The sequence below is a fragment of the Collinsella sp. AK_207A genome (assembly GCF_902501965.1).
Lineage (GTDB): Bacteria > Actinomycetota > Coriobacteriia > Coriobacteriales > Coriobacteriaceae > Collinsella.
This window is the reverse complement of the sequence record NZ_CABWID010000001.1, coordinates 1-24,556: the sequence shown is the minus strand read 5'-3', so window position 1 is coordinate 24,556 and position 24,556 is coordinate 1. Positions and strand designations below refer to the sequence as shown.

The following is a 24,556-nucleotide window of genomic DNA, read 5'->3' as shown; positions in this document are numbered from 1 at the left end:
GTTTCGGACGGTGCCACGCGATTGCACTTTGCAGCGCGGCACCGTTCGTGTGTATCGATACGACTAGAGAGGACGCACATGATCCAGCGAATGAACGACGCGCTCGTGCCGTACGTCATCGAGCAGACGCCGCGCGGCGAGCGGAGCTACGACATCTACTCCCGCCTGCTGAACGACCGTATCGTGTTCCTGGGTGAGGAGATCAACTCCGTGACCGCTAACCTGGTTATCGCCCAGCTCCTGCACCTGGAGAGCCAGGATGCCGAGAAGGACATCTCGCTCTACATCAACTCCCCGGGCGGCGAGGTGTACTCCGGCCTGGCCATCCTGGACACCATGAACTACATCAAGCCCGCCGTTTCCACCATCTGCGTGGGCATGGCCGCTTCCATGGCCGCGGTGCTTCTGGCCTGCGGTGCCAAGGGCAAGCGCTTCTGCCTGCCCAACTCCATGGTGATGATTCATCAGCCGAGCGGCGGCGCCCGGGGCCAGCAGACCGAGATCGAGATCGCCGCGCGCGAGATCCGCGAGAACCGCACCCGCCTGAACCACATCCTCGCCGACGCCTCTGGCCAGAGCTTCGAGCAGGTTGAGCGCGACACCGAGCGTGATCACTACATGCGCGCCCAGGAGGCGCTCGAGTACGGTCTGGTCGACCGCATCGTCACCTCCCGCGTCACCTCCAAGAAAGACGGGGAGTAGCGCATGGCGGATTCCAAGACCACCGACCGCTCCGGCGGCGGGCGCGGGGCCGATTTCGCTTCCGGCAACGGTCCGATCCGCTGCTCGTTCTGCGGTAAGTCCCAAGACCAGGTGCGCAAGCTGGTGAAGGGGCCCAACAACACCTTCATCTGCGACGAGTGCGTGCAGGCTTGCAACGAGATTCTCGAGGAGTCGCTCGCCAAGGACTTCATGAGCCAGCACTACGGGTTCCCGCAGGAAGGGGATGCTCCCGGCAGCTTCGACGATTTCGTGCATCAGCTCATGGCGCAGGGCGGCGCGGGCGAGCAGCAGGCGGCGCCCGTGCCCGAGGAGGCCGAGGTCGAGCCCACGACCGCCGAGGTGGCGGCCAAGCTCATCAAGCGCGTGCCGACCCCGCACGAGATCTACGACGAGCTCTCCGCCTACGTGATGGGCCAGGAGGACGCTAAGCGCGCCATGTCCGTGGCCGTCTACAACCACTACCGCCGCGTGCTCGTGGGCGATACGGGTTCCGCTGCATCGCATGCGGATGCCCTGTCGCTCGGTACGCACGCGCACGGGGCCATTGCGCCCCTGGAGGACGTTGAGCTCGCCAAGAGCAACATCTTGCTCCTCGGCCCCACCGGTACCGGCAAGACGCTGCTCGCCCAGACGCTCGCGCGTATCCTCGAGGTGCCCTTCGCCATCGCCGACGCCACGGCGCTCACCGAGGCCGGGTACGTGGGCGAGGACGTCGAGAACATCCTCCGCAAGCTTATCGCCGCCGCCGACGGCGACGTGCAGCGCGCGCAGATCGGCATCGTCTACGTGGACGAGATCGACAAGATCGCCCGCAAGGCCGAGAACCTCTCCATCACCCGCGACGTCTCCGGTGAAGGCGTTCAGCAGGCCCTCCTTAAGATCCTCGAGGGAACCGTCGCGAGCGTGCCCCCCGAGGGCGGACGCAAGCACCCGCAGCAGGAACTCATCCAGATCGACACGACGAATATCCTGTTCATCTGCGGCGGCGCCTTCGTGGGCCTCGACCACATCATCGCCGACCGCGTGGGAAACAAGGGCGTGGGCTTCAACTCCGAGATCGCCGGCCCCACCTCCGCCGACGAGAACGAGCTGCTTCGTCAGGTGCTCCCGCAGGACCTGAATGCCTTCGGCATGATTCCCGAGTTCGTGGGCCGCACCCCGGTCATCACCCAGACCCGTGCGCTCGACGAGGACGACCTCGTGCGCATTCTCACCGAGCCGCGGAACGCCATCGTCAAGCAGTACCGCCGCATGTTCGCCATGGAGGGCGTGGAGCTGGAGTTCGATGACGCCGCGCTGCACGAGGTGGCCTCCAAGGCGCTCGAGCGCAAGACGGGCGCCCGCGGCCTGCGCTCCATCTGCGAGGAGCTGCTGCAGAAGACCATGTTCGACCTGCCCTCCGAGGAGGGCGTGGCCAAGGTGGTCGTGACCGCCGCCGCCGCGCGTGGCGAGGAGCAGCCGCGTCGCGTGCTCGCGGCTGTCTCGAGCGCCATCGCCGATCTCGATGAGCCCGAGTCCATGAGCGGCGACGCCGCGTAAGCGCGCCCGCTTCGGCAACGGAGATATGATTCTGGAAGAAGGGGTCCTGCGGGACTCCTTCCTCGTTTCTGTTCCCGTGAAGACAGGCGGTGGTGCCCCCGCCGTTCCCCGCCTGTGCTATCCTGCATATTTGTTTGAAATCGAGGGAAGGACGCGCGATCATGGCAGACATGCCCAAGACCTACGATCCGTCTGAGAACGAGCCTCAGATTCTGCAGAAGTGGCTCGATGGTGGCTATTACAAGCGCCGTCCCGGCGTGGGCGATTGCACCGTCACCATTCCGCCGCCGAACGTCACCGGCAAGCTCCACATGGGGCATGCCACCGACGATTCCATCCAAGATGCCATCATCCGCATGGCGCGCATGCGCGGCAAGTCCACGCGCTGGGTGCTCGGTACCGACCACGCCGGCATCGCCACCCAGACCAAGGTGGACAAGAAGCTCAAGAGCGAGGGCATCTCGCGTCTCCAGATCGGCCGCGAGAAGTTCATCGACGCCTGTTGGGACTGGACCCACGAGTACGGCGGCATCATCGTCGAGCAGATCAAACGCATGGGTTGCTCCGTGGACTTCGAGGGCGAGCGCTTCACCATGGACGCCGACTACGCCGAGGCCGTCCGCCGCGTCTTCTGCGACTGGTACCACGCGGGGCTCATCTACCGCGGCAAGCGCATCGTCAACTGGTGCCCGAGCTGCACCACGGCCATCTCCGACGATGAGGCCGAGTACCACAACGAGCACGGCCACCTCTGGCACCTACGCTACCCGCTGACCGAGCCGGTGAACGGCCAGGAGTACATCGTCGTCGCCACCACGCGCCCCGAGACCATGCTCGGCGATACCGGCGTGGCGGTTTCGCCCAAGGATCCCGAGAAGGCTCCCTTTGTCGGCAAGACCGTGATGCTGCCCATCGTGGACCGCGAGATTCCGATCTTCTCAGACTGGCACGTGAAGGCCGACTTCGGTTCCGGCTTCGTCAAGGTCACGCCCGCGCACGACCCCAACGACTACGCCATGGGCCAGGCGCACGACCTGCCGCAGATCAACATCTTCGACGAGCACGCCGTCGTGGTTCCCGGGTACGGCGAGTTCTCCGGCATGACCCGCGACGAGTGCCGCGAGGCCGTGGTGGCCTGGTTCGAGGAGCATGGCCTGCTCGATCACGTGGAGGAGCTCGACCACTCCGTCATGCACTGCTACCGCTGCGACTCCGCGCTCGAGCCCTGGCTCTCCGAGCAGTGGTTCGTGGCCGTTGACAAGCTGAAGGGGCCGGCGCTCAAGGCCGTGGAAGATGGTCGAATCACCTTCCATCCCGCTCGCTGGACGCAGACCTACACCACGTGGATGGAGAACCTGAAGGACTGGTGCATCAGCCGCCAGCTGTGGTGGGGCCATCGCATCCCCGTCTTCTACTGCGAGGACTGCGGTTGGGAAGACGCCTCCATGGAGGACGTGCACGAGTGCCCCAAGTGCCATGGTCATCACGTGCACCAGGACGAGAACGTGCTCGACACCTGGTTCTCGAGCCAGCTGTGGACCTTTGCCACGCAGGGCTGGCCGCAGCATCCCGAGCTGCTCGAGGGCCATCACCCCACCACCGCGCTCGTGACCGCGCGCGACATCATCGCGCTCTGGGTCGCACGCATGATCATGAGCTCGCTGTACTTCCTGGATGAGATCCCCTTCAAGGACGTGGTCATCTACCCGACGATCCTCGCCAAGGACGGCAGCCGCATGTCCAAGTCCAAGGGCAACGGCGTGGACCCGATGGACCTCATCCACATGTACGGCGCCGATGCCATGCGCTTCAACCTGCTCACGCTCTGCACCACGAACCAGGACGTGAAGTTCGACGCCAATATCGATAAGAAGACCAAGCAGCTCATCGACAGCCCGCGCACCGAGCAGGCGCGCTCCTTCGTGACCAAAATCTGGAATGCGAGCCGCTTCCTGCTCATGAACATGGAGGGCTACACGCCCGGCGAGCCCCATGCCGAAACCGCGGCCGATGCGTGGATGTTCTCGCGCCTGGCGAAGGCGGTTGAGAACGTGACGCGCGGTATCGAGGAGTACACCTTCGGCGATATGGCCCGCGGCGTGCAGACGTTCTTCTGGAACGAGGTCTGCGACTGGTACATCGAGGTCTCCAAGGTGCGCCTGAACAGCGAGGACGCCGCCGTGCGCCTGCAGGCCCAGCGCAACCTCATCTTCGTGCTGGATACCTCGCTGCGCCTCATGCACCCGCTCATGCCGTTTGTGACCGAGGCTATCTGGGACCAGATGCCCGCGAGCTGGCTCGATGTGGACGACGAGACGGGCGAGACCGAGCGTGCCGAGGCACTGATGATCGCCGCCTGGCCCGAGCCCGAGGCGTTCTCCCGTTTCATCGATGAGGAGGCCGAGCGCGCCTTCGAGCTGCTGCGCACCGTGGTCGGTGCTGCCCGCTCCACGCGCGCCCGTTACCGTCTGAGCCCCAAGGAGACCCTCGCGGTTACCGCCCGCATGTCCGCCGAGGACGCGGCGCGCTTCCAGACGCTCTCCGTGCTCGCGGCCGAGCTGGCGAACGTCGAGCTCGTCTACGGTGCCGACGTGGAGAAGCCCGCTGCGAGCGTCGCCGTGGTAGACGGCGGCGTCGAGGTCTGCATCGGGCTCGAGGGCCACGTTGACCTTGATGCCGAGAAGGCGCGTCTCGAGAAGGAGATCGTCAAGGCCGAGAAGGAGCTTGCCGGCGTGGAGAAAACGCTCGGCAACGCCGGCTTTGTGGCCAAGGCCGCTCCCGAGGTCGTGGCGAAGAAGCGCGAACGCGGATCGGAACTGGCTGAGCAGCTCAAGGTGCTCAAGGCCCAGCTGGCGGACTTCGCGTAGGCTCGCTCGCCCGGTACATGGATAGCGTGATGTCTAAGGAGGCGCTCCGCTCTTCGCTTCGGGTGCGGCGGAGCGCGCTTTCCAAGGAGGAGCGGGCGCGGGCCGACCTGCGTATCGCGGGCCGGTTGCTCGAGCTTCCGGAGGTCGTCCGCGCCGATTGCGTCTTCACGTACCTTTCATTCGGTTCCGAGGTGGATACCCGGTTCGTCATCACCCGGTGTTGGGAAATGGGGAAGCGGGTTTGCCTGCCGCGTTGCGCCGCAGGTTACACGCTGACCTGGCATGCCGTGGAGGATCTCGATCATCTGGTTCGGAGCCGCTTCGGCATGGAGGAGCCGGCAGCAGGGGCGCCGCAGGCGCAACCGGCCGGCTCTGTGTATTCGGTTGCCTTGGTTCCGGGGCTTGCCTTCGACCGCCGCGGATTCCGCCTGGGGTATGGCGGCGGGTACTACGACCGCTTCCTGCCCGCGTTTTCGGGTGTCAGCATCGGGTTGTGCCGGAGCGACCTGCTGAGCGATGAGCTCCCTTCGCTCAGTGAATATGATTACCCGGTTGATCTCGTTGTTACCGATAACGAGGCGATTCGCCCTGCCGCCCCGCTTGTTCGATAGCTTTTTTGGAGTGTATTCCATGTCCTACACCGTTCCCTTCGCCGTGCCCGAGCTTACCTACGATCAAGCGCTAGCCGCGGCGCACGATACCGGCAAGATCACGAGTGCGGCGGGTCCGCTGCTCGAGACCGTGGTGGAGATGCTGAACGAGCTCGAGCGTCCCGATGCCCGCTACGACTGCCTGCAGGTGGCCGGTACCAACGGCAAGAGCTCGACGACGCGCTTCACGGCGGCGATTCTTAACGCCGAGGGCAAGCGCACCGCGCTCTACACCTCGCCGGAGCTCGTGCGCATGGAGGAGCGCATGGAGATCGACGGCTCGGTCATCTCCGCTGCCCTCCTCGCCCATGGCGTCTCCGCAGCCCGCGAGGCCGGCCGTCGTGTGAACGTACGGCGAGCGGCAGCGGGGGAGGAGCGCTACGCCATCACCCCGTTCGACCTGCTCACCGTTGCGGCACTCGTCATCTTCGCCGAAGCTGAGGTGGACGTGGCCGTGCTCGAGGTGGGCATGGGCGGTCGCTGGGATGCCACAAGCGCCACCGATCCCGTGGCGGTGGCGATCACGGGCATCGGGCTCGACCATACCCGCATCCTCGGTGACACGCTCGCGGCCATCGCGGGGGAGAAAGCCGCCGTTATCAAGCCGGGGCGCGGCGTGGTGCTCGGCGAGGGCACGCATGAGTCGAGCGTGCAGGCCGTCATGGATGCCCGTTGCATCGAATGCGGCGTGCAGCCCGTCATCGTGCGGCACGAGACCACGCGGCTTCCGCGGCACCTGGGTGATATCGTCGAGTTTACCGTGCCCACGCTTCGTGCCGTATACGAGTGCCAGATGCGCAAGCCGAGCTACCAGCCGCAAAACGCTGCCTGCGCGATAACGCTCGCCGAGTCCTATCTCGACAGGGAACTCGATCACGGAATGCTGAACGCAGCGCTCATGGCTTGCCCGACCCCTGGTCGCTTCGATGTGCTCCGCTCCGGGCCCCTGCTCATGGTGGATGCCTGCCATAACCCCCAGAGCTGCGAGAACTTCGTTTCCGCGCTTGACGAGATCGATTCCGACGTGTCCGCGCGGCCGGCGCTCCTCATCGCCGCCTTGGCCGACAAAGATGTTCGCGGCATCGTGCGCGTGCTCCTCCCGGCGTTCCCCGCCATCGCCGTCACGCGCACGGCCTCCGATCGCGCGCTGTCGGTGGACGAGCTCGCTGCACTCGTTCGCGAGGAGCTTGCCCGCGAAGGACGTGAGGATGTTCCGGTTGTCGAGTTCCCCTCGGTAAATGCCGCCTTGTCCGCATACGCTTCTACTCCGCTTGTAGCTGCGGGAACCATCACACTCGCGGGCGAGGTCGCTCGGATCGTTCAGGGCTAAGCGAGCGGCTGTCGGCCAGCAGCCAGTCAACATCCGGCAAGTTGTGTAACTCTGAGGTTCAACTTGAAGTTGAGGTTCCAACCTTCTACCATAGATTGAAGGTCGTGTAAGTGACTTCTTGAAGGACCGGTATGAACTTCAAACGCATCTCTGGTCATCTGAACCCGGCGGGCCGGATCGCCTGCACCGCTGGACTTTCCCTCGCGCTCGTGCTTGGCTCTACGTTTGGCCCGCTGACGAGCGCCTACGCCATGTCTGCGGAAACCCAGAGTCAGCTTTCCCAGCTGACGTCCCAGGTTGATTCTGCCACCTCGACGTACACCGCCGCCAAGGCAAAGGCTGCGGAACTCGATGCGCAGGTTCAGGAACTTGCCGACGAGGTTCTCAGGATGGAGCAGGAGGAGCTGCCCGCCCAGCGTGAGCGCGCCAGCCAGGCGGTTTCCAACCTCTACAAGACGCAGCAGAATCCGGCCAATGTGATCGGGACCCTGCTCGGTGCCGAGTCGTTTGAGGACATCATCGACCTTGCCAAGTACCTGGGCGTTATCCAGGACAAGAACGTCTCGGCCCTGCAGGACCTGGAGAAACTCCACGACCAGCTGCAGGAGAAGATGAAACAGGCGAGTGAGGCGAAGGACCAGGCCGACGCGCAGGAGCAGGCTGCGGCCAATGCCCTTGCCCAAGCGCAGTCCGCCCAGCAAAAGATCCAAGAAAAGGCGAATGCTGAGGACGCCGCCGAGGCTGAGGCCGCGCGTGCGGCTGCCGAGGCCGCCGCGGCCAAGGTCCAGGCGGCGCAGCAGGCGTCTGGTTCCTCATCCGATAACACGGCGAGCGGTAACAGCGGCTCCACCAACTCGTCCACTTCCGCGTCAACGGGCTCCAGTTCGAGCACCGGCTCGTCCGCGGGTGGCAGCTCCTCGCAGCCCTCCACCAACACGGGTTCTAACTCGGGATCCTCCAATTCCGGCAGCAATTCCAATTCCTCGCAGTCCGGCGGTGCTTGGCTCTCCGGTGTGGCATCCTACTACGGCATCGGCGACGGGTTCATGGGCGGTACCACGGCGAGCGGTGCCAAGGTCACGGAGACCTCTATGGGTGTTGCCATGCTGAATGTGCCGCTGGGTACGTACGTTGAGATCAGCTATGGTGGCAAGTCGGTCATCGCCGTGGTGAACGACCGCGGTCCCTATGCGCATGGTCGCGTCATCGACATGCAGCCTGCCGTCGCGCGCGCCCTCGGGTTCGTATCCGTGGGCGTGGGAACCGTGAAGTATCGCTTCCTCTAGCTCGAGGTCCGTTTCTCAGCCACGTCCATGCTCGCGATAACGTCGACTCCCGTGTCGAGTACGTTCGAGATGAGTGCGTCTCCCATCGTGATGGGCGCGGAAGCCGTGATGTGCCGCAGGGTCTCCATTGCTTCCGCGTGAAGGCGAAGCGGAATCGGCTCCGTGGTTCTCACCGGTACGAGCAGCTCATCGCCGCCTCGTACGGGAAGCGTGGTCGTGAGTATGCGAACGGGGTCGGTTACCTCGCGTTCCGCAAAGTGCCTCCCGCGGGGACACCGGTTTCCCTGCACGTCTTCGACGGCGACGGCGCCAGTGCCCCTCCTGCTCACGGATACCGCAAGCTCGCATTCGCGTGGGCATGTCGTGCAGCTGAACTGCATCTCCTCAATCTGCTCCACTGCGCTCACGATTCCTCAACTTCGTCGATGCCTACGGTTAGCGTGGTACCCGCCTTCATGAGCATGGCGGGGGTGAGTGTGGCACCCTCCATGATGCTCGGCTTGTACGCCCGAGGTTTGCCCTCAAAGATGACGACGCCGCCCATTCGAACGCGAAGCACCGCATTCTCAACCGGTCGCTTCACGCGGAAGAATACTTTGACGCGTTCATCTCGGCAGGTGATGCGGTTTGGAACCACGTAACCGGCAAGTCCTTCTGGCTCGAGGACGATGTCGTCGACGGCGTCACGATCGCCTTCTTGTGCCGTCGTCTCTGTGCTCGGGTTGTCGATCGAATGGCTTTCACTCCTGGCCCAGTACGCCGCTTGGGTACCGGCCCGTTCGGCCTCGCTCTCAGCATTGTCGGCAAGGTCGTGCACGTGCAGCACGTTGCCGCAGCTGAAGATGCCGGGTACCGTCGTCATCAGATGTTGATCGACCTTGGCTCCGCGCGTTCGGGGATCCAGCTCAACGCCGGCCGCCGTCGAAAGCTCGTTCTCGGGCACCAAGCCCACCGAGAGGAGCAGGGTATCGCAGGAAATGCGTCGTTCGGTTCCGGGAATAGGTTGAAGATGCTCGTCCACGCGGGTGACCTCGACGGCTTCCAACCGCCGGGTTCCGATGATCTTCGTGACCGTGGTGGAGAGATGCAGGGGAATGCCGAAGTCATCGAGACAGTTGCGGATGTTTCGGTTGAGGCCGTTGGCGTAGGGCATGATCTCGTACACGCCTTCGACCTCCATGCCTTCAAGTCGGCAGCGCCGCGCCATGATGAGGCCGATGTCGCCGGATCCGAGGATGACGGCACGATGCCCGGGAAGCTGATTCTCCACGTTCAGGTACCGTTGGGCGAGCCCCGCGGTAAACACGCCTGCGGGCCTGCTTCCCGGAATCTTGATTTCCGAACGGGTGCGTTCGCGACATCCCATGGCGAGTACTACGGACTTGGTGCTCAGCGTGACGGCCCCGTGCTCGCTTATGAGCCTGACAAGGTGGGTCGGGCGCGGCTCGCCCTTTTCATGGCTGCTGTCATGCTGTTCAGTTGAAGATGCGCATGCTTCTCTATCGATTGAGGTCACCATCGATCCGCATAGGACAACGATATCGGTGACCTTCACGCGGTTGATGAGCCGTTGCGCGTACTCCGGTCCCGTAAGCTCCTCTTTGAAGAGCGCAAGGCCGAAGCCGGGATGGATGCACTGGCGGAGAATGCCGCCCAGGTGCGCGTCGCGCTCCACGATGGCGACGCGGCATCCGTGCGCGTGCGCCGTGAGCGCGGCGCCCATGCCCGCCGGCCCGCCGCCGATGACCACCACATCAAAGCGCGTATCGCTCCGCGGTTCACCCATGGAAATCAGCTCCCTGCTCGCGATGCGCGATGCTATCGCGCGCATCTCCTTTCACGGTGCCGTACAACAGGGGAGAGCCGACATCCTCGAGCGGCACTTCGGAAGGGTTGCAGCCGAGCTCACGCGCGAGCACTGCCACCACCCGGCTCTGGCAGAATCCGCCCTGGCACCTGCCCATGCCGGCACGGCAGCGACGCTTGACGCCCTCAACGGAGCGCGCGCCCGGCACGCGGCGTATAGCGGCTACCACCTCCGCTTCGGGAACCGTCTCGCACCGGCAGAAGATGCGTCCCCACGCAGGGTCGTCTGCGATGAGGCGATCCTGCTCTTCGGGTTCCGCCAGATCGAAATCAACGGGTGCTTTCCGAATGGGATTCCACGATGCTCGCTCACGAAGCTCGATCCCCGCCTCGCGCAGCAGCCGCTCCATCCGCTCGGCAACCGCAGGTGCGCTCGCCACGCCGGGCGATTGCATGCCCGCTGCCTGGAACAGCCTTGGCTGGAGGCGAGATCTGCAGATGAGGAAGTCGTTCATGCCCTTGATGACCGCCCGCCCACCGGCAAACGGCCGCACGACGCGTTTGGTGTCGAGGTCGGGGACGAGCCTTCGAGCACCCTCGAGCAGCTCCTCCACATCCTGGGCGTACGTGTCGTCATCTCCTGGTTCCCGCAGCCGGGCCGTGGCGGTGATGACGGTGTTCCCATGTACCGTGCCGGCCACGATCACGCCTTTGGAAACAGGGGTCGGTACCGGGTAGAGGGGAAGGAGCGGGCGCGGCTCCTTGTCCAGAATGACGATGTTGCCCTGTCGCCAGTCAAGTTCGAGCTCCTCGCCTCCCGCCATGCGGGAGATGTCCGCGCATCCGCTGCCGGCGGCGTTGATGAGGTAGCGTGCGCCTACGCTTCCGGTATCGGTTTCTATCTCAAAGCCCCGGTTCGCCTGGTGGATGCTCCGAACCCGTGTGCCCATCAGGAACCCCACGCCGTTCGCCGCCGCGTTCTCCGCGGCGGCGATGGCCACCTCAAAGGGGTCGACCACGCCCGTCGCCGCGCACCAGAGACCGCAGGTTGCCCGATCGCTTACGCGGGGCTCCAGCTCGTGTAGGTCCTCCGCATCATCGATGATGCGGAATCGCAGCTCCTCGGCATGCCCGGGCGCTGCGGGAAGCTTGTCCACGCCATTGGCGATGCCGTTTCGGTAGAGCGCCATTACCCGCTCGCGGTCATCGGACGTAAACCCAACGACAAGCGAGCCCGTACGATGAAACGTGAACCCGAGCTCGCGGGACCAGGTGCCGTACAACTCGCATCCACGGGCATTGACCGTTGCCTTGACCGTATGAGGGGCAGGATCGTAGCCAGCATGGACGAGTCCGCCGTTTGCCTTTGACGCTCCGAGAGCCACGTCGTTACCGGATTCCAGCACGCATAGCGAGATATCATAGCGGGAAAGCTGCCGGGCTATAGCACATCCGGTGATGCCGGCTCCCACGATGGCGATGTCGTAACGCTCCAAGAGGGCCTCCCGTCCCTAGAGGTCAACGCTGCCATGGTATCCGGGTGAAAGGGGTAAGGGGCCCTCGCATAGACAAGGTGTCAACAAGTGCCCGCGAACGGCCGGTCAGCCGTTCGCGTCGTCGTATCCGATTTGGCGGGGAGCGCTATGCGGCGATACCGTACTTTCCGTGCAGTTCCTCGCGTTTTGCGGGATCCTTCAGGACTTCGAGGATCTCCTGGGGGCCGAGACCGTCCCGTTCCATGGCGGCGATGAGCGAGGAGCCCCGATCCTGCTCATTCCCGGTCCCCTCGGCACAGCCCTCGGCCCGGCCCTCTTTCGCAGCGGCCGCCCGCGCATCGCGGATATCCCAGTCGAGCATGTTCATGTTGTTCACCCGCTCCTCGTCCTCGTGAGCATCTCGGACAGCTTGGCTCAATCGCGTCGTGAGCGAATCTGAGCCGTTCGCCTTGTCCGACTCCACGTATTGCAGCAGGCTCGCGATGCCGGTGTTCGTCATCGACGGGTCCCCCGCAGCGTTCCGCACGATGTCGATCGTCCCGTTCTCAAATGCCACCGAGGAATCTTCCTTGCATCGGCTCGTAAAGGTGTATATCGGAAGATCCTTGCAAAAAGGATCCTCCAGGCAGATGAAGATGATGTACACGGGCTTCAGGTCCGAGGTTATGTTAATCCACCGTCTGCATTTTGTCCGTATGCGCGCCTACCATCCCCTTGAGAACACTCGTCCCCGAGTCGGGGGGCGCGACATGATGAACGCGATAGGGCGCGACGCGACTACCTGATGCGGTTCAAGTGGCCGCACGAGGCCGCACACGTCGGGGACGGGACGTCGCTCATGCGCGGGCAGCTCGGGGAGGGGCGCAACAGGAAGACCTGGGAGAAGATGATGGGGCCGGCGCACGAGTTCCGTCCGGAGCCGGACGTGCAAACGGCGGGTTATTTTTTCATGCCGGTTCTCTCGGCGCTAGCTTTCTCCGGTAGCGCTCGCGACGATATAAAGAGAGGCATCGCGGGGTGTTTGGCATCTAGGTCGTCCCTGCGGTCGTATTTGGTTGCTAACATCGTGCTGACGTATGTAGCGGGCTTTCTCCTTGTGTTTGGGATGCTGCTGTTGCTGCAGCTGTTGGCGTTTGTCGCTTTTCCTGTTGATGGGGTGTATGGGGGGTATCTAGATACGCCCATCTATATCGAGGTAATTCCGGACGACGGTCTTATGTACGACCTTCGGATGGACAGCCCCTACTTATACAATGCGGTCTTCGCAATTTGGTCTGCGGGGCGGGCGGGAGCCTGCTCTTTGATTAGCTTCGGTCTGACGTTTATTGTCGGCAGGCATAAGGCCCTGCCCTTGGCTTTGCCGACGCTCGTGTCGCTTGCCCTGTTCCAGTTCGCTCCGATGGTCGTCGACTCCGCATCCGGTTACCTGCATTTCCCGTACTGTTACCCTGATATCGCGAGCCAGGCGGGGGACTCCGTATACTTTGCAGGTCTTTTGCTGATCATGACTGTTCTATCTCTGGCAGCCTCCTTCGCCCCCTTTGCGAAAGGGAAGGATGTGCTCCTATGAAAACCGTGCTATATGTCTTGTTCTATCGAAACCGTCCGGCTGTAATCGCCCTAGTCCTTTTGCTGGCAGTGCGGTTCGTTCAGGCTGCCGCCCTTGCTCGCGGCGCACTGGTGATCGGGGAAACGTTTGGCGACGCCTATGCGTTTTGCAGCGGGGCGAACATGGGGGCGTTTGTGTTCACGCCGCTGTTGGTTGTGGCGGTCATGCGCCCCGCCGCCATGATGACCGGGAGCCATTTTGCCGCATGGTCGGGGGATCGCAGGTGCGCATCGCTGCGGTGCCTTGGTGCGTCTCTCGTTTTCGGGCTCGTCGCGTCGGCCCTGCTGAATCATTCGGCTGGCGTCGCTATCGCGCTCGCCGTTTCGGTCCAGCCGGATGTTTTCACGCTGAGGTGCTCTTTTGCGCTTCAGGTGGCAGTGTGCTCAATTACCTTTATGGTCTACGTGAACCTGCTGTATGCGATCGGAAGTCCCGCCATTGCGTTCATGGGATGCGTTCTCTACGGACTATGGGATTTTATGGCCCAAAACGTCGTTGGGGGCGGGGTTCCTTCTGTCGGCTGGGGGCTTACGGTTGACTTTGGCGGCCCTGCATTTAAGGATGTCATTTTTCGGTTTTCACTATTCGGAATGGCTTTCGTGGTGCTGTTTCTGATTTCGTTCTTCTCTTTCCAACAATAGGATTACGTTGCCGAGCGGGATGACCGTTGAGTGGCTGGGAGGGAGTCTGGTGAGGTATGTGCGGGCATGCGACATCTGATGGCGTCCACACGGACAAGGGGATTGTCTTGCGCGGGGTGACAAAGCGCATACACGGGAAGACTGTACTCGATGGTGTCACCGTCGAGTTTCCCCGAGGTGAGATTTCGGGTGTGCGCGGGCACAACGGGTCCGGCAAGACGATGCTCTTGCGCGCCGTTGCGGGCCTCATCAGAATCGATGAGGGAGAGGTGCGCGTGCTCGGGAGGGATGTTGCTCGCGGGGACACATTCCCTGAAAGCATGGGCTTCCTCATCGAGCCTATGAAGTTATGGGACGACTTGACTGGCTTTCAGAACTTGAGAATGCTGGCCTCAATACGCGGAGCGGTGGGGCAGGATGAAATTGAAAACGCTCTGCGTCGCGTCGGGCTGGATCCCGAGGATAAAAGACGGGTGAAGAGCTATAGCTTGGGAATGCACCAGAGGCTCTGCATTGCCCAAGCGATCATGGAGCGCCCCGCGATCATTCTCCTCGACGAGCCAACCAACGCACTCGACGATGTCGGGAGGTGCTCGATGCGGGGGTTGCTGCTCGAGGAGAAGCGTCGCGGCGCGACGATCGTCATCGTATCGCATGATGCGGCGGAGCTCGATGCTGTGGCCGATTATCGTTTTGAGATGAGCGAGGGGGCGATTCGGAAGGAATGGTAGGGAGTATGGGTGGGAAGGAGAAGCGATTGATGTTGTGGCCGCTCGCATGGGCGGCCCTGTGCATCGTCGCTGTTTGCGTCGGCGTCGCAGCGAGAATGAGTTATTCGGATAGTAGCTCGGATGCCCGGTCGTTCACTAACCTTGCGTATGTGGTGGCTCCATATTCGATAGATGATCTTGAGAGGCTGGGAACGGGTCTGGATAGCCCTTCTATTGACGAATTGGGGCGAGAGGCAGATTTGGTTGTCCTTGGGTCGATCGGGGATACGCGGGAGTACGTTCACAAATCGCTTTTGACTGATTTCCATATCAAGCGGGTCATCAAGGGGAGCCCTTCAGAGGATGGATCCTCGATAAAGGTGTTTGAGCCGATTGGGATTTACAAAGGGCCGGATGGGAAGGTACTTGTTCCGGGCGATGCGTACATGTTCGGGGGGGTACCCATGCGCCCCGAAATCGAATACGTGTTGTTTCTTGAGCGCGTTGCGGATTCCGTTGGGATTGACGGCTACATCCTCTCGGGTTCCCCGTATTCCAAGGTACCTGTTTCAGATAACGTCGCGTACCGGGTAAACGAGCCCGGCGAATACGGCTTGCCGCTTGGGGAGTATGCGGATTGCGACATCGTGGTCGCGGATGAGAGGTCCTTGGAGAATTACGAGTGCGCCCAGCAGGCGATTCTGGACTTCGTGGGGGAGTAAGGGGATTTGCGCCCGTGGCCAGCGCCGGCGGCGGGCGATACGTTCGGCGATGGTCTTTGAACGTCGGCTAGCTTGTCTGAGAATCGCGAGCGGGAAGGCTGTACTCTTGGCTTATGAGACGTTGCGAGGGGTGGTTGCGATGTTCATGGCGGGTTTCAGGTCGATGGTTAGGATCTTGACCAGAAACGGACTGTTTCCCCTGTTTCTCGTCCTGCTTTCAGCATATTTCGCGCTGCCCTCGATCATCCCAGGGGAGACGGGTTCGTTCACATTCGAGGCGGAGAGCATCAAGGTAAACAGGCTCGATATTCTCGAGGCGGCGGTCTCCTCCGGGGCATACGATACCGCGCCGCAGAACATCAAAGATGCAAATGAGAGGCAGCTGGAGTTACTGAGGGTGACACAGGGCGATGATGTCGCCGCCTCCTTAAAGGCTCAGGCGGAGATAGCGCGGATCGATATGGGGCTCTACGAGGACGGGAACCTGAGCGCGGACCCGACGCTTCTCGAGGCGTCGTCCGCCCTGCTCGACGGCTTGGCGGGGCTGGACGACCCGGTTCTCTTCGATACGACGGTCCAAGAGCCGATGGTGTACCGACTTTCGGAGATCATCGGGACCATCCCGCCGCTGCTTCTTTTCGTGCCCCAGGTCGCGCTCGCGTTCGCAGCCTTTCGCGCGATCGAGAGCGACCGTTTCGGATTCCAGCTTCCCATGAGTGAGCGTGGGAAAATCGCTGTCGCCGCATGTGCCGCCACGGTCGTTTTTGTGGCGGGTTTCGTCTTGGCGCTGCTGCCCTCCGCGCTCCTGAGCGCGCTGAGGAACGGTGTCGGGGACCCGTCGTACCCGGTCGTGATGATACAAGGAGGATCGGTCCTTGAGCTCACGGTGCTCTCGGCGCTTCTCCGCTCGATCGCGATGCTTCTTGCGGTCACGGTGTTCGCATCTTCCGTCTCCGCCGCGCTGTTCGCCGTTTCGAGGACGGCGGTTCCCGGTTGCCTCATCCTCATCGCGCTCGGGTTCGTGCCGTCTATCCCGCAGTACTTCAACGAGACGTTCATCCTGCATGACGCCCTTCCCTTTCTCCCGACGACATACTTGTACGTCGCCCCCGTCGGCGGCTGGCCGACTTACCTGAATCTTACGGACGTCCTGCCGGTCCAGGGGGCCACGTGGGAGCTGGGGATGTGCGTCCTGCTCGGTGTTTCCGCAGCTTTGATTTTCATCACCGGCGTGATATGCGCGTTCGTTCGTCGAGGCTGGAATCGGATGAGGAGGGGTTCCCATGCTCGCGTTTAGCGATTTGACGGTGAGGGTCGGCACAAGGGAGCTCCTGTCCCGTGTGTCTGGCGAGGTCGTTCCGGGCAGGGTGCGCGCGCTCGTCGCACCGAACGGGAGCGGTAAGACGACGCTCATGCGGGCGCTCATCGCGGCTGATGACATCAGGCGCTCGGGGGAGATTGCAGCCGACGGCGTGCCGCTCGAGGATGCGGCGGCGTACCGGAAGCTCGTGTTCTACGTGCCGGGGGACGCCTCGATCCTCTACCCTCTTCTCACCGTCCGGGAGAACCTCGATATTGTCAAGCGGTGCTGGGGCTCCCCGGTCGATATCCTTCGGCTCGCGGAGCGCTGCAAGATCGACTCGTTCCTGGGCAAGCGGGTCCGGTTCCTGTCCCTGGGGATGAGGCAACAGGTGGCGCTCGCCGTCGGGTACCTGACCGGCGCGCGCTACCTGTTGCTCGACGAGCCCATGAACGCGCTCGACCCGACGAATCTTGAGGTGAACTCTGAGATTGTCCGCTCCCTGTGCGGCGACGGCGTGGGCGTGCTCATGTCCTCGCACATTTTGGGAAACGTCGACGACCTCGCTGACGACGTTCTGTTCATCAAGGGCGGCAAGCTGGTGAGCGACCCCGGTACCCGACGGGGGTCGGCTATCGTCTACAAGGAGCTGTTCGGATAGGGGGGTGCATTCGGGTGTGGGTTAACTTGAGTCCAAAGGAGGATAAGATGAAGAAGACGGGAAAGGGCCTTGCTCGGGTATTAACGATTGCGGCGTTGGGGTCTGCTCTGATCGTTCCAGCTTTGGTGCCTGCGGTCGCGGCGGCTGATGAAGGTTCTGGGATCGCGCCGCTCGCAATCATCGAGAGCGTTGTCGATACGTTCAAGACCGAGCAGTGCCTGACAACCAGTTCACATGATTGGGAGGGGTCTCGCACGTACCGAAACATCACTTTCCACACGAGCTTCGCTTTGGATCACCGCGACATCATTAGCCACGCCGTGAAATACCCATGTCACTATCAGACCAACCACAAGGCAACCAACACAACGTGGAAGAACGTGTATCGCACCTGGTAAGTTGGTTATGAGTTGAGAAGGGGCTGCCGATGCGGAAGAGGCTGGCGATCGTTGCAACTGCTGCGCTGGTTGTTGCTGTTGTCGCGATGGTGCTCGCGCCGTCAGCGAGCCCCTCTCGGCTCCTCGCCCCCGCTATTTTCATCTCCTATGATGCCGAGGGGAACGAGTCTCGAATAATCCTCTCGGTGGTGGAAGGCACAGGGGAGACATCAGTCGAGGTCTACGATGATGCCAACTGGGGGAGGCCGGGAGGCAGGTTCTTGGGAAGCTCTGAATACGAGTACGATCCGACGTCTGGCGAGGTCCGATTCGCCGGGCGCACATGGGTTCTCTCTGGAGACGTCGGGTCGCGGCGACTCGAGAACGTTGAGGCTGAAAATGGTCGTATTTGGGGAACTTATTTTGAGAGCGAGTCGGAGGCGCGGCGGGCTGAGCCGTTTCGACTTATGAGTGGGGGATGAAACGCGATTCTCCGTTTGCCCGTGATGCGCTTAGTGTCCCTGTGGCCCATGCGATATTGAGAGATTGCTTTTAGGGCGAGCTTCGGTAATGCCCCTTGTCATCATTTTCCAACGGAGATGCTTCCGTGATGTTCACTGCCTGGATGGGCGGCTGTTGTTTCCCAGGCGGGGTATGATGCTGACAGGTATCGAAAAGCGACCGCTCTCTACAGGTCTCACAGGGAAGGCGACTCATGTCATGCTGGCTTCGTGGATTCCACGGCGGTCTTTCTTGTGCCGTTTGCCGGAATGCCGATCGTGTTCGCATGCTTCTATCATGTTGGAATCGCCTTGCCTGCGGGTGGCCGACAAGGTTTATTACTCCTGCCCCACCGATTTGATTGAGCCGGCCGTCCTGCTGGTTGTTACGGCTTCTTGGGTGCTGCCGCGGCTGTCGTTCATCCGCTTTTGCCGATTCAAGAGTCCCTATCTTTGCCTGGATAGTTCAGGTTCCGTCGATTCTTCTTCATGAACTGCCCCATGCGGCCGTGACGTCAAAATTGACCCTCGTTCCCGAAGGCTATCGGTCTGTGTGCTCTATTACGTGAGCTTGGCCTTGTACGTAAGAATTCCGGGGATATACTTCCTGCCCTCGCGAAAACGGATTGCGGTGAGGTCTGCGGGTGTGGTGACAAACCTGTTTCTCGCTGCGGGATTTATGATCTTGAGCTCCTTCAGCTCCGGAGATTTGCGGTTATCTCTTTTCATTGGTGTGTTCGTCAACCTCATGATGGCGGTAAACAGCCTCATGCCATTTATGTGCCCAGACGGCTACTGTGTGCTGTCCACTGTTCTCAAGATGCCCAACCTTCGAAAAAGTCTCTGTTTAGCCTCAGGAGCCGGTAGTGTCGCGAATGGTGGTGTAGAGCTCGGTTCTCCGAGGGTAGCCGCAGGCCGCCCGAGAAACCGAGAGTCGCCTAGAATGCCGTCATTCTAGCCCATGTCACGCCGCCTTCCTGCCGGTAATCGGGTTGTCGGCCGCGACGAGCACGATGATTCTGGCCTCGTGCCCCGCGCCGGCGCCCTCGTAGGCGGGCGCGGACGCGTTCACCTTGGCACCCACGACGGCCCTGCCGATGGAGTCGTCGTCGAGCCGGCGGCGACGACCGCGCGGTCCGCGCGCGAGCAGCGCCCGATCGGGTCCTCGGGGAAGTGGCTCCCCGCGCGCGGCTCCGGGATCCTGAGGTTGATGGTGCCCACGCCGGTGGCGAGCCCGCGCTCGCGGTATCCGTTCCTCCGGTTGCCGGCCTCGCATGCCCCGTCGGCCCTGGCGCCCATGGCCTCGTCGACGGGCGACTCGGCCATCACCCTTATGAGCTTGGCCATGTTCACCATGCCGTCGCCGGATCTCGGCATCAGGGCGCCGTCGCCCGCGATCTCGTGTATCTTGTTCATATGCGGTTATTGCCCTTCCGCGAATCCTGACTTCAGCAATTAGAATTCTAGGCGATAGCCGCTTCCTGCTTTCTGCGGCAAGGGAAGCGGCCCCTTACACCAACATTCGGCACGCGATCTGAAGGGTAATGTCTGTCGATTAACTGTATCGTTGGCAATATGGTTGAAGCACACGCTTTGCCTCTTAATGACAACCGTGTGGTACAATATGGCCACATTGATTGGAGGCTGATATGGCTACGTGTGTTCCCGTGCGCGAGCTGAAAGATACCGCACACTTCTTGTCCATCGTTGAGGATTCTCGCGAACCCGTCACTGTTACTCGAAACGGTCGGGAGGCCATCATTGTCATGACGCCTGAGATGTATGACTCTCTGCGTTCTGAGCTCGCACACGAAAGGCTTATGCGTAAGCTTGACCGTGCAGAAACCGAGTTGTCTCGGGGCGAGGGCGTGGATGGCCCATCCTTCATGGCTGCTATGCGAGTGAAGTATGGCGAATAATAATGTGATTTCACCTTCTGCGACTCGAGAGATTGAGGGCATCCTTTTTTATCTGTCGGATGTTCTCATGTCTTCGGATGCTGCGCTCTCATTTCTCGATGAGCTCGATAGACAGCTGCAGATAACCTGCCAGTTTCCAGGGTCTCATCCAGTTTGCCCTCATCCTGATCTCGCAGAACGCGTCTATCGGTCTTTCCGGATTAAAAGATACGTTGCAATTTATACTTTCTCCAACGACACCGTTAACGTCCTCCACGTCTTCCATCAATCACAAGATTATGCGCGCGACGCTATTTCCTGGGGAGTACCAGCTTTTTCAAGCGTGAATTGATGCTCGCTTGGGGCGCGATGACCTTGTCGTCAAAGCGATAGGTGGATTTCTGAAAAATCCGTATTGAAATAAAGCTCATGCTCGATCATTTCCTCATGCCTCTGGCTAGCGGAAATCTGTTTTGCTTGTGCATACAGCGTCCGCCATATGCCAAGTGCCTCTTGGGTTTTACGGCACTTTCTTCAAACATCTGCCGCTCTTGGGACAATTGTCATTGAACAGTTTGAATTCCAATGAGCACGACAAGGAGGTTTGCATCGCGGGTTGTTATTTCGCATAGGAGGCGCTTTGGAGGGTTTCTTTTAGGGTAAACGGTACCTTCAAGAATCTATCGCAAATCTATAGCCGCACCCAGGTGAGCCTTCGGCGCAGCTGACCGCCTGTTGATGTTCACTAAGAAGTGGTCCGAATGGTCACCGCTTTTTGAGCACCGTGGTCATTAAGAATTGAGCAGAAAGAGCACGAGGGCCGCGCCCCCTGGGACCAGGGGCGCGGCCCTCGCCGTATCGTGTTCCCGGGCGGAGACTTTGCCGAGCCCGCCCGGGAAGGACGGAGGAGACGACCGTGCCCCTGGACATGATGAATGATATACGGTCGATGGACGCCGGAGGCGTGCCGCGGGCGGAGATCGCGAGGAGGCTCGGCGTGAGCCGCAACACAGTGGCGAAGTACGCCGACATGGAGGACATGTCGCCCGTCGCGCCGACCCCCGCGCCGAGGTCGAGGCCCGCACTCGCCGGGCACGAGGCGTGGGTCGAGTCCGCGCTCGAGTCGGACCTGGGGGCGCCGCGCAAGCAGCGCCACACCGCCAAGAGGGTCTACGACCGGCTCGTCGGCGGGCGCGGCTACGAGGGGCCCTACTCGACGGTGAGGCGCTTCGTCGCCGACCGGCGGCGCTCCCGCGCGTCGGGCGGCGGCGAGGGCTACCTCGAGCTCGAGCGGGCGCCGGGCTCCTGCCAGGTCGACTTCGGCAACTTCCGCGCCGTGGTCGCCGGCGAGGCCCTCGGCCTGAAGCTCCTCGTCCTCACGCTGCCGCACTCGAACGAGCGGCAGCGCGTCGCGCTGAGGTCGGAGACGTCGGAGTGCCTGTGCGCGGGGCTCGGGGAGGTCTTCGGCCGCTGGGGCCGCGCCCCGAGGGTGATGGTCCTCGACAACGCCACCGAGGCGGGCAGGCGCCCGCGCGGGACCGTGGTCGAGTCCAGGCTGTTCTCGCAGTTCAGGGGGCACTGCCGCTTCGAGGCGAGGTTCTGCAACCCGTACTCCGGAAACGAGAAGGGCTCGGTGGAGAACGCCGTGGGGTTCCTGCGGCGCAACCTGCTCGTGCCCGTCCCGTCGGTCGGGTCGATGGCCGAGCTGAACGCGATGCTCGCCGACGGGTGCGCCCGGCTGCGCGGGTCCTCGTCGTGCCGCGACGGCCGGCCCGCGGCGGAGGCGCTGCAGGAGGACCTCGCGGGGATGCTCGCCCTGCCCGGCGTCGCCTTCGACGCCGTGAGGTGGGTGCGCGCGAAGGCGGACGAGCGCGGCTACGTGAGGGTCGACGGGCGCGAGTACGTGGCGGGCCCCGCCTGGCACGGCAGGGAGCTGCTGGTGGGCGTGCGGCCCTCCACCGTCGAGGTCCTCGCCGACCGCGGCCGCAGGGTCGCGGTGCTGTCCCGCGCCTTCGGGGAGGGGCCGGCCGTGCGCAACCCCATGTCCCTGCCGCCGGCGCTCGTGGCCAGGCCGCGGGCCTTCGGCGAGTCGGCCATCAGGCGCGACATGCCCGGGGCGCTCGTCGCGGGCATCGACCGGATGGACGGCGCGGGCCGCAGGCAGACCCTCAGAGCGATCGGCAGGGCCGGCGCCGCCTGCGGGTTCGAGGCCGCCTGCCTCGCGGCGGAGCGCGTCGTCGAGGGCGGGCGCGTGCCCGACGACGCGACCGTCGACGTGCCGTCCAGGCGCATCGCCGCCGGCTCCGAGGAGCGCGGCGGCGCCGACCTGTCGGTCTACGACGGGTTCCTGAAGGGGGCGGTCTGCGATGGCAGCTGACGGGGGCCTCGCCCGCAGGGCGGTCGAGGCGGGCAGGGCGTGCTCGCTCACGACGGCGGTGCTGGAGGAGTGGTCGGAGCTCGGCACGCCGAGGCAGGTGGAGTACCTGGCCGGCTACCTCGAGGCGGAGCGGGCGAGCAGGGAGGCCTCCAAGCGCGCGACGCTCGTGCGTCGTTGCGCGCTGCCCGCGCCGAAGACCTTCGACGGGTACGACTGGACGGCGGTCTCGTGGCCCGAGGGGCTCGGGCGGGAGGACCTGACCTCGCTGGGGTTCCTCGAGCGCTGCGAGGACCTCGTGCTGATGGGGGACGTCGGCACCGGCAAGACGCACATGGCCTCGGCGCTGTGCATGCTGGCGTGCGAGCGGAGGATGGAGGCCCGCTTCTTCACCGCGTCATCACTCGTCATGCGGCTGCGGCGCGCCCGCGACGAGGAGCGCCTCGACCGCGAGGCCGCGCTCATCGGCCGCGCGAGGCTGCTCGTCATCGACGAGCTCGGCTTCCTGCCGCTGGATCCCGACGGCGCGCGCCTGCTCTTCCAGGTGTTCGCCGACGCCTGCGAGCGGCAGTCGGTGGCCATCACCGCGAACCTGGAGTTCAGTCGGTGGGGCGCGGTGTTCGGCGACGACCAGATGGCGGCGGCCGTGATCGATCGCATCGTCCGCCACGGGAGGCTCGTCCAGTTCAGGGGCGAGTCCCACCGCGTGCGCAACGCGCTCATGCAGGAGGGGTAGGTGCTCAAGAACGCCGCGCATTCCAGGTGCGCAAACTGCTCAAAAATAGATGACCATTCTGCCCAAAAGCTATTGACTAAACACACCGCCTCGCCGTCGCCGTCGCCGTCGACGCCGATGGTGACCATGGCGGACACGTTTTCGCGGGAGCCGCCCCGGCCGCGCTTGAGGCACACGCCATCGACGAAGACGTAGGGGTGCCCGCCCTCGAGCAGGCGGTTCCTCCACTCCTCGACCGGGGCGGAGGACTTGTCGTTGGGGTCGGAGACGGTGCCGGCGGACACGCCGGCGCCCTGCAGTATCCGGCTGACGCCCTCGATCCGCCCGGTGGAGGCGCCGGCGAGGTGCATCTCGATGACGGCCCCCCGTCGAGGGGCTGGTTGATCACGTCGCGCACGGTGTTTTGACGAGCTCTTTGATGTCGGGTCGCAGCGACTCCTCGTCTCCCGATACGATTGATTCGGACATGGCCCCAGGCTCTCTCGGCCTTCTTTTGCTTGGTCGCAAAGAATCGTACCGATTGCCGGTGACCATGTCCTTTCTCTTCCTGGACGTATTCAGCTGTCAATTTGCGAAAGAGATTTTACGTGACCGAAGGCTCGACCATTTAGACATATGGACTTTCCAGCATAATCAAGTCGATCCTCCGGGTAGGTGGAGTTCTCTTTCTGCTGACAGCAGTACGTTGTAAGTACGGCTCAAGATATCCAAACGCATGTTCGATTGATGGGGATTTACATGCAATAACTAGCACAGCGTTCGGTGGCGCCCTCCGAGTCCCGCAGGGAGAGGGGAAGGTCCCCATGATGAGGAACCTCACCGCTCTCATGCTTGCTGCGTCGGTCCTCGAACTGTCCGTGCTCGCATTGCTGCTTCTGCTGAAGTAGCCTTGGGTGAGGCCTGCCATACATGGGAACAGCCGCCCCTGCCAGGACGGCTGTTCCGCGTGAGTCTTTCCGCACAGGACTTGTCATTGGATTATCCGAGTTGTGAATAGGTTCTCGCTCGACTATCCCGTGTTGTGAACGCTGCGTTCAGTACTCGGAAAAACGCATGGACGCCGAGCAGGGGTTTCTTCGCGAGCGTTCGGCGAATGTCACGGCTGGCGTTCAGAACTCGGAGAAACCCACGGCGAACGCTGCACCTCACCGTACCCCGCGCACCCGTATCGCCCGCGAGCCGTCGAACGCCGTCCGACAACCCGGGTTGATTTCCGATCCCAACCGAACACATTGAGCTGACGGCACGCTCCCGCAGTTAACCGAACGCCCCCGAGGTCCTATCCGGGCCCCGGGGGCGGCATTTTCCCAGTTGAAGGAATGGTGGAGATG

At 62.7% G+C, this 24,556-nt stretch carries 23 protein-coding genes and 1 pseudogene; 18 read left to right on the top strand and 6 right to left on the bottom strand.

Annotation, left to right across the window (positions count from 1 at the left end):
• The first annotated feature begins 78 nt into the window (after window positions 1-78).
• The 6 genes from GDJ97_RS00120 to GDJ97_RS00095 all read left to right on the top strand — a co-directional run bounded on the left by GDJ97_RS00120 (window position 79) and on the right by GDJ97_RS00095 (window position 8,395).
• On the top strand, window positions 79-702 hold the full coding sequence (locus tag GDJ97_RS00120) for an ATP-dependent Clp protease proteolytic subunit (RefSeq protein ID WP_152069216.1): 624 nt from the start codon (window positions 79-81) through the stop codon (window positions 700-702).
• Between the two features lie 3 nt (window positions 703-705).
• The gene (gene clpX / locus GDJ97_RS00115; protein WP_152069215.1) at window positions 706-2,262 is read left to right on the top strand and encodes an ATP-dependent Clp protease ATP-binding subunit ClpX; all 1,557 of its coding nucleotides are present in this window, start codon (window positions 706-708) and stop codon (window positions 2,260-2,262) included.
• A 161-nt stretch (window positions 2,263-2,423) separates the two neighbouring features.
• Entirely contained in the window at window positions 2,424-5,129 is a 2,706-nt protein-coding gene (locus GDJ97_RS00110; RefSeq protein WP_152069214.1) for a valine--tRNA ligase, read from the top strand.
• 29 nt (window positions 5,130-5,158) lie between these two features.
• Window positions 5,159-5,740, top strand: coding sequence for a 5-formyltetrahydrofolate cyclo-ligase (locus GDJ97_RS00105; RefSeq protein WP_193221235.1), 582 nt, complete (start codon window positions 5,159-5,161; stop codon window positions 5,738-5,740).
• A gap of 19 nt (window positions 5,741-5,759) precedes the next feature.
• Complete coding sequence (locus GDJ97_RS00100) at window positions 5,760-7,109, top strand: folylpolyglutamate synthase/dihydrofolate synthase family protein (protein WP_152069212.1); 1,350 nt, start codon at window positions 5,760-5,762, stop codon at window positions 7,107-7,109.
• A 131-nt stretch (window positions 7,110-7,240) separates the two neighbouring features.
• Entirely contained in the window at window positions 7,241-8,395 is a 1,155-nt protein-coding gene (locus GDJ97_RS00095; protein ID WP_152069211.1) for a septal ring lytic transglycosylase RlpA family protein, read from the top strand.
• Here the strand turns inward: GDJ97_RS00095 and GDJ97_RS00090 are convergent.
• The 4 genes from GDJ97_RS00090 to GDJ97_RS00075 all read right to left on the bottom strand — a co-directional run bounded on the left by GDJ97_RS00090 (window position 8,392) and on the right by GDJ97_RS00075 (window position 12,253).
• Window positions 8,392-8,802, bottom strand: a complete 411-nt coding sequence (locus GDJ97_RS00090) for a DUF1667 domain-containing protein (protein WP_226808615.1) — start codon at window positions 8,800-8,802, stop codon at window positions 8,392-8,394. The two genes, GDJ97_RS00095 and GDJ97_RS00090, sit on opposite strands and share 4 nt — an antisense overlap.
• Window positions 8,799-10,181 carry an NAD(P)/FAD-dependent oxidoreductase gene (locus tag GDJ97_RS00085; protein ID WP_152069210.1) on the bottom strand — a complete coding sequence of 461 codons (1,383 nt, stop codon included), beginning with the start codon at window positions 10,179-10,181 and terminating at the stop codon, window positions 8,799-8,801. Before GDJ97_RS00085 ends, GDJ97_RS00090 begins: the two co-directional genes overlap by 4 nt.
• A complete protein-coding gene (locus GDJ97_RS00080; protein ID WP_152069209.1) occupies window positions 10,174-11,697 on the bottom strand; it encodes an NAD(P)/FAD-dependent oxidoreductase in 1,524 nt (507 codons plus the stop codon). Before GDJ97_RS00080 ends, GDJ97_RS00085 begins: the two co-directional genes overlap by 8 nt.
• 145 nt (window positions 11,698-11,842) lie before the next feature.
• On the bottom strand, window positions 11,843-12,253 hold the full coding sequence (locus GDJ97_RS00075; RefSeq protein WP_152069208.1) for a hypothetical protein: 411 nt from the start codon (window positions 12,251-12,253) through the stop codon (window positions 11,843-11,845).
• Between the two features lie 282 nt (window positions 12,254-12,535).
• Here GDJ97_RS00075 and GDJ97_RS00070 point away from each other — a divergent pair, with 282 nt between their 5' ends.
• The 8 genes from GDJ97_RS00070 to GDJ97_RS00035 all read left to right on the top strand — a co-directional run bounded on the left by GDJ97_RS00070 (window position 12,536) and on the right by GDJ97_RS00035 (window position 18,199).
• Window positions 12,536-13,267, top strand: a complete 732-nt coding sequence (locus GDJ97_RS00070; RefSeq protein WP_152069207.1) for a hypothetical protein — start codon at window positions 12,536-12,538, stop codon at window positions 13,265-13,267.
• The gene (locus tag GDJ97_RS00065) at window positions 13,264-13,947 is read left to right on the top strand and encodes a hypothetical protein (RefSeq protein ID WP_152069206.1); all 684 of its coding nucleotides are present in this window, start codon (window positions 13,264-13,266) and stop codon (window positions 13,945-13,947) included. The genes GDJ97_RS00070 and GDJ97_RS00065 overlap by 4 nt, the downstream gene beginning before the upstream one ends.
• Before the next feature lie 116 nt (window positions 13,948-14,063).
• Window positions 14,064-14,678: an ABC transporter ATP-binding protein gene (locus GDJ97_RS00060; protein ID WP_226808633.1), complete on the top strand. Its 615-nt coding sequence runs from the start codon at window positions 14,064-14,066 to the stop codon at window positions 14,676-14,678.
• 5 nt (window positions 14,679-14,683) lie between these two features.
• Window positions 14,684-15,379: a hypothetical protein gene (locus GDJ97_RS00055; RefSeq protein WP_152069204.1), complete on the top strand. Its 696-nt coding sequence runs from the start codon at window positions 14,684-14,686 to the stop codon at window positions 15,377-15,379.
• Between the two features lie 139 nt (window positions 15,380-15,518).
• Window positions 15,519-16,676 (top strand): hypothetical protein, encoded by a 1,158-nt coding sequence (locus GDJ97_RS00050; RefSeq protein WP_152069203.1) that lies wholly within the window; start codon window positions 15,519-15,521, stop codon window positions 16,674-16,676.
• The gene (locus tag GDJ97_RS00045; protein WP_152069202.1) at window positions 16,663-17,340 is read left to right on the top strand and encodes an ATP-binding cassette domain-containing protein; all 678 of its coding nucleotides are present in this window, start codon (window positions 16,663-16,665) and stop codon (window positions 17,338-17,340) included. The genes GDJ97_RS00050 and GDJ97_RS00045 overlap by 14 nt, the downstream gene beginning before the upstream one ends.
• A gap of 47 nt (window positions 17,341-17,387) precedes the next feature.
• On the top strand, window positions 17,388-17,738 hold the full coding sequence (locus GDJ97_RS00040) for a hypothetical protein (RefSeq protein ID WP_152069201.1): 351 nt from the start codon (window positions 17,388-17,390) through the stop codon (window positions 17,736-17,738).
• A gap of 29 nt (window positions 17,739-17,767) precedes the next feature.
• A complete protein-coding gene (locus GDJ97_RS00035; protein WP_152069200.1) occupies window positions 17,768-18,199 on the top strand; it encodes a hypothetical protein in 432 nt (143 codons plus the stop codon).
• A gap of 1,086 nt (window positions 18,200-19,285) precedes the next feature.
• On the opposite strand, the gene GDJ97_RS00030 is transcribed toward GDJ97_RS00035, so the two are convergent.
• The gene (locus GDJ97_RS00030) at window positions 19,286-19,633 is read right to left on the bottom strand and encodes a transposase (protein WP_152069199.1); all 348 of its coding nucleotides are present in this window, start codon (window positions 19,631-19,633) and stop codon (window positions 19,286-19,288) included.
• 233 nt (window positions 19,634-19,866) lie between these two features.
• On the opposite strand from GDJ97_RS00030, the gene GDJ97_RS00025 reads away from it, so the two are divergent.
• The 4 genes from GDJ97_RS00025 to istB all read left to right on the top strand — a co-directional run bounded on the left by GDJ97_RS00025 (window position 19,867) and on the right by istB (window position 23,225).
• Window positions 19,867-20,136, top strand: coding sequence for a type II toxin-antitoxin system Phd/YefM family antitoxin (locus GDJ97_RS00025; RefSeq protein ID WP_152069198.1), 270 nt, complete (start codon window positions 19,867-19,869; stop codon window positions 20,134-20,136).
• Window positions 20,126-20,467 carry a type II toxin-antitoxin system RelE/ParE family toxin gene (locus GDJ97_RS09720; protein ID WP_152069197.1) on the top strand — a complete coding sequence of 114 codons (342 nt, stop codon included), beginning with the start codon at window positions 20,126-20,128 and terminating at the stop codon, window positions 20,465-20,467. Before GDJ97_RS00025 ends, GDJ97_RS09720 begins: the two co-directional genes overlap by 11 nt.
• Window positions 20,468-21,031: 564 nt before the next feature.
• Window positions 21,032-22,492 (top strand): IS21 family transposase, encoded by a 1,461-nt coding sequence (istA, locus tag GDJ97_RS00015; RefSeq protein ID WP_152069196.1) that lies wholly within the window; start codon window positions 21,032-21,034, stop codon window positions 22,490-22,492.
• The gene (gene istB, locus GDJ97_RS00010) at window positions 22,482-23,225 is read left to right on the top strand and encodes an IS21-like element helper ATPase IstB (protein WP_152069195.1); all 744 of its coding nucleotides are present in this window, start codon (window positions 22,482-22,484) and stop codon (window positions 23,223-23,225) included. The genes istA and istB overlap by 11 nt, the downstream gene beginning before the upstream one ends.
• 95 nt (window positions 23,226-23,320) lie before the next feature.
• Here the strand turns inward: istB and GDJ97_RS09715 are convergent.
• Window positions 23,321-23,581 (bottom strand): annotated as a pseudogene (locus tag GDJ97_RS09715) (transposase); the annotation flags it as partial.
• Between the last annotated feature and the right edge of the window lie 975 nt (window positions 23,582-24,556).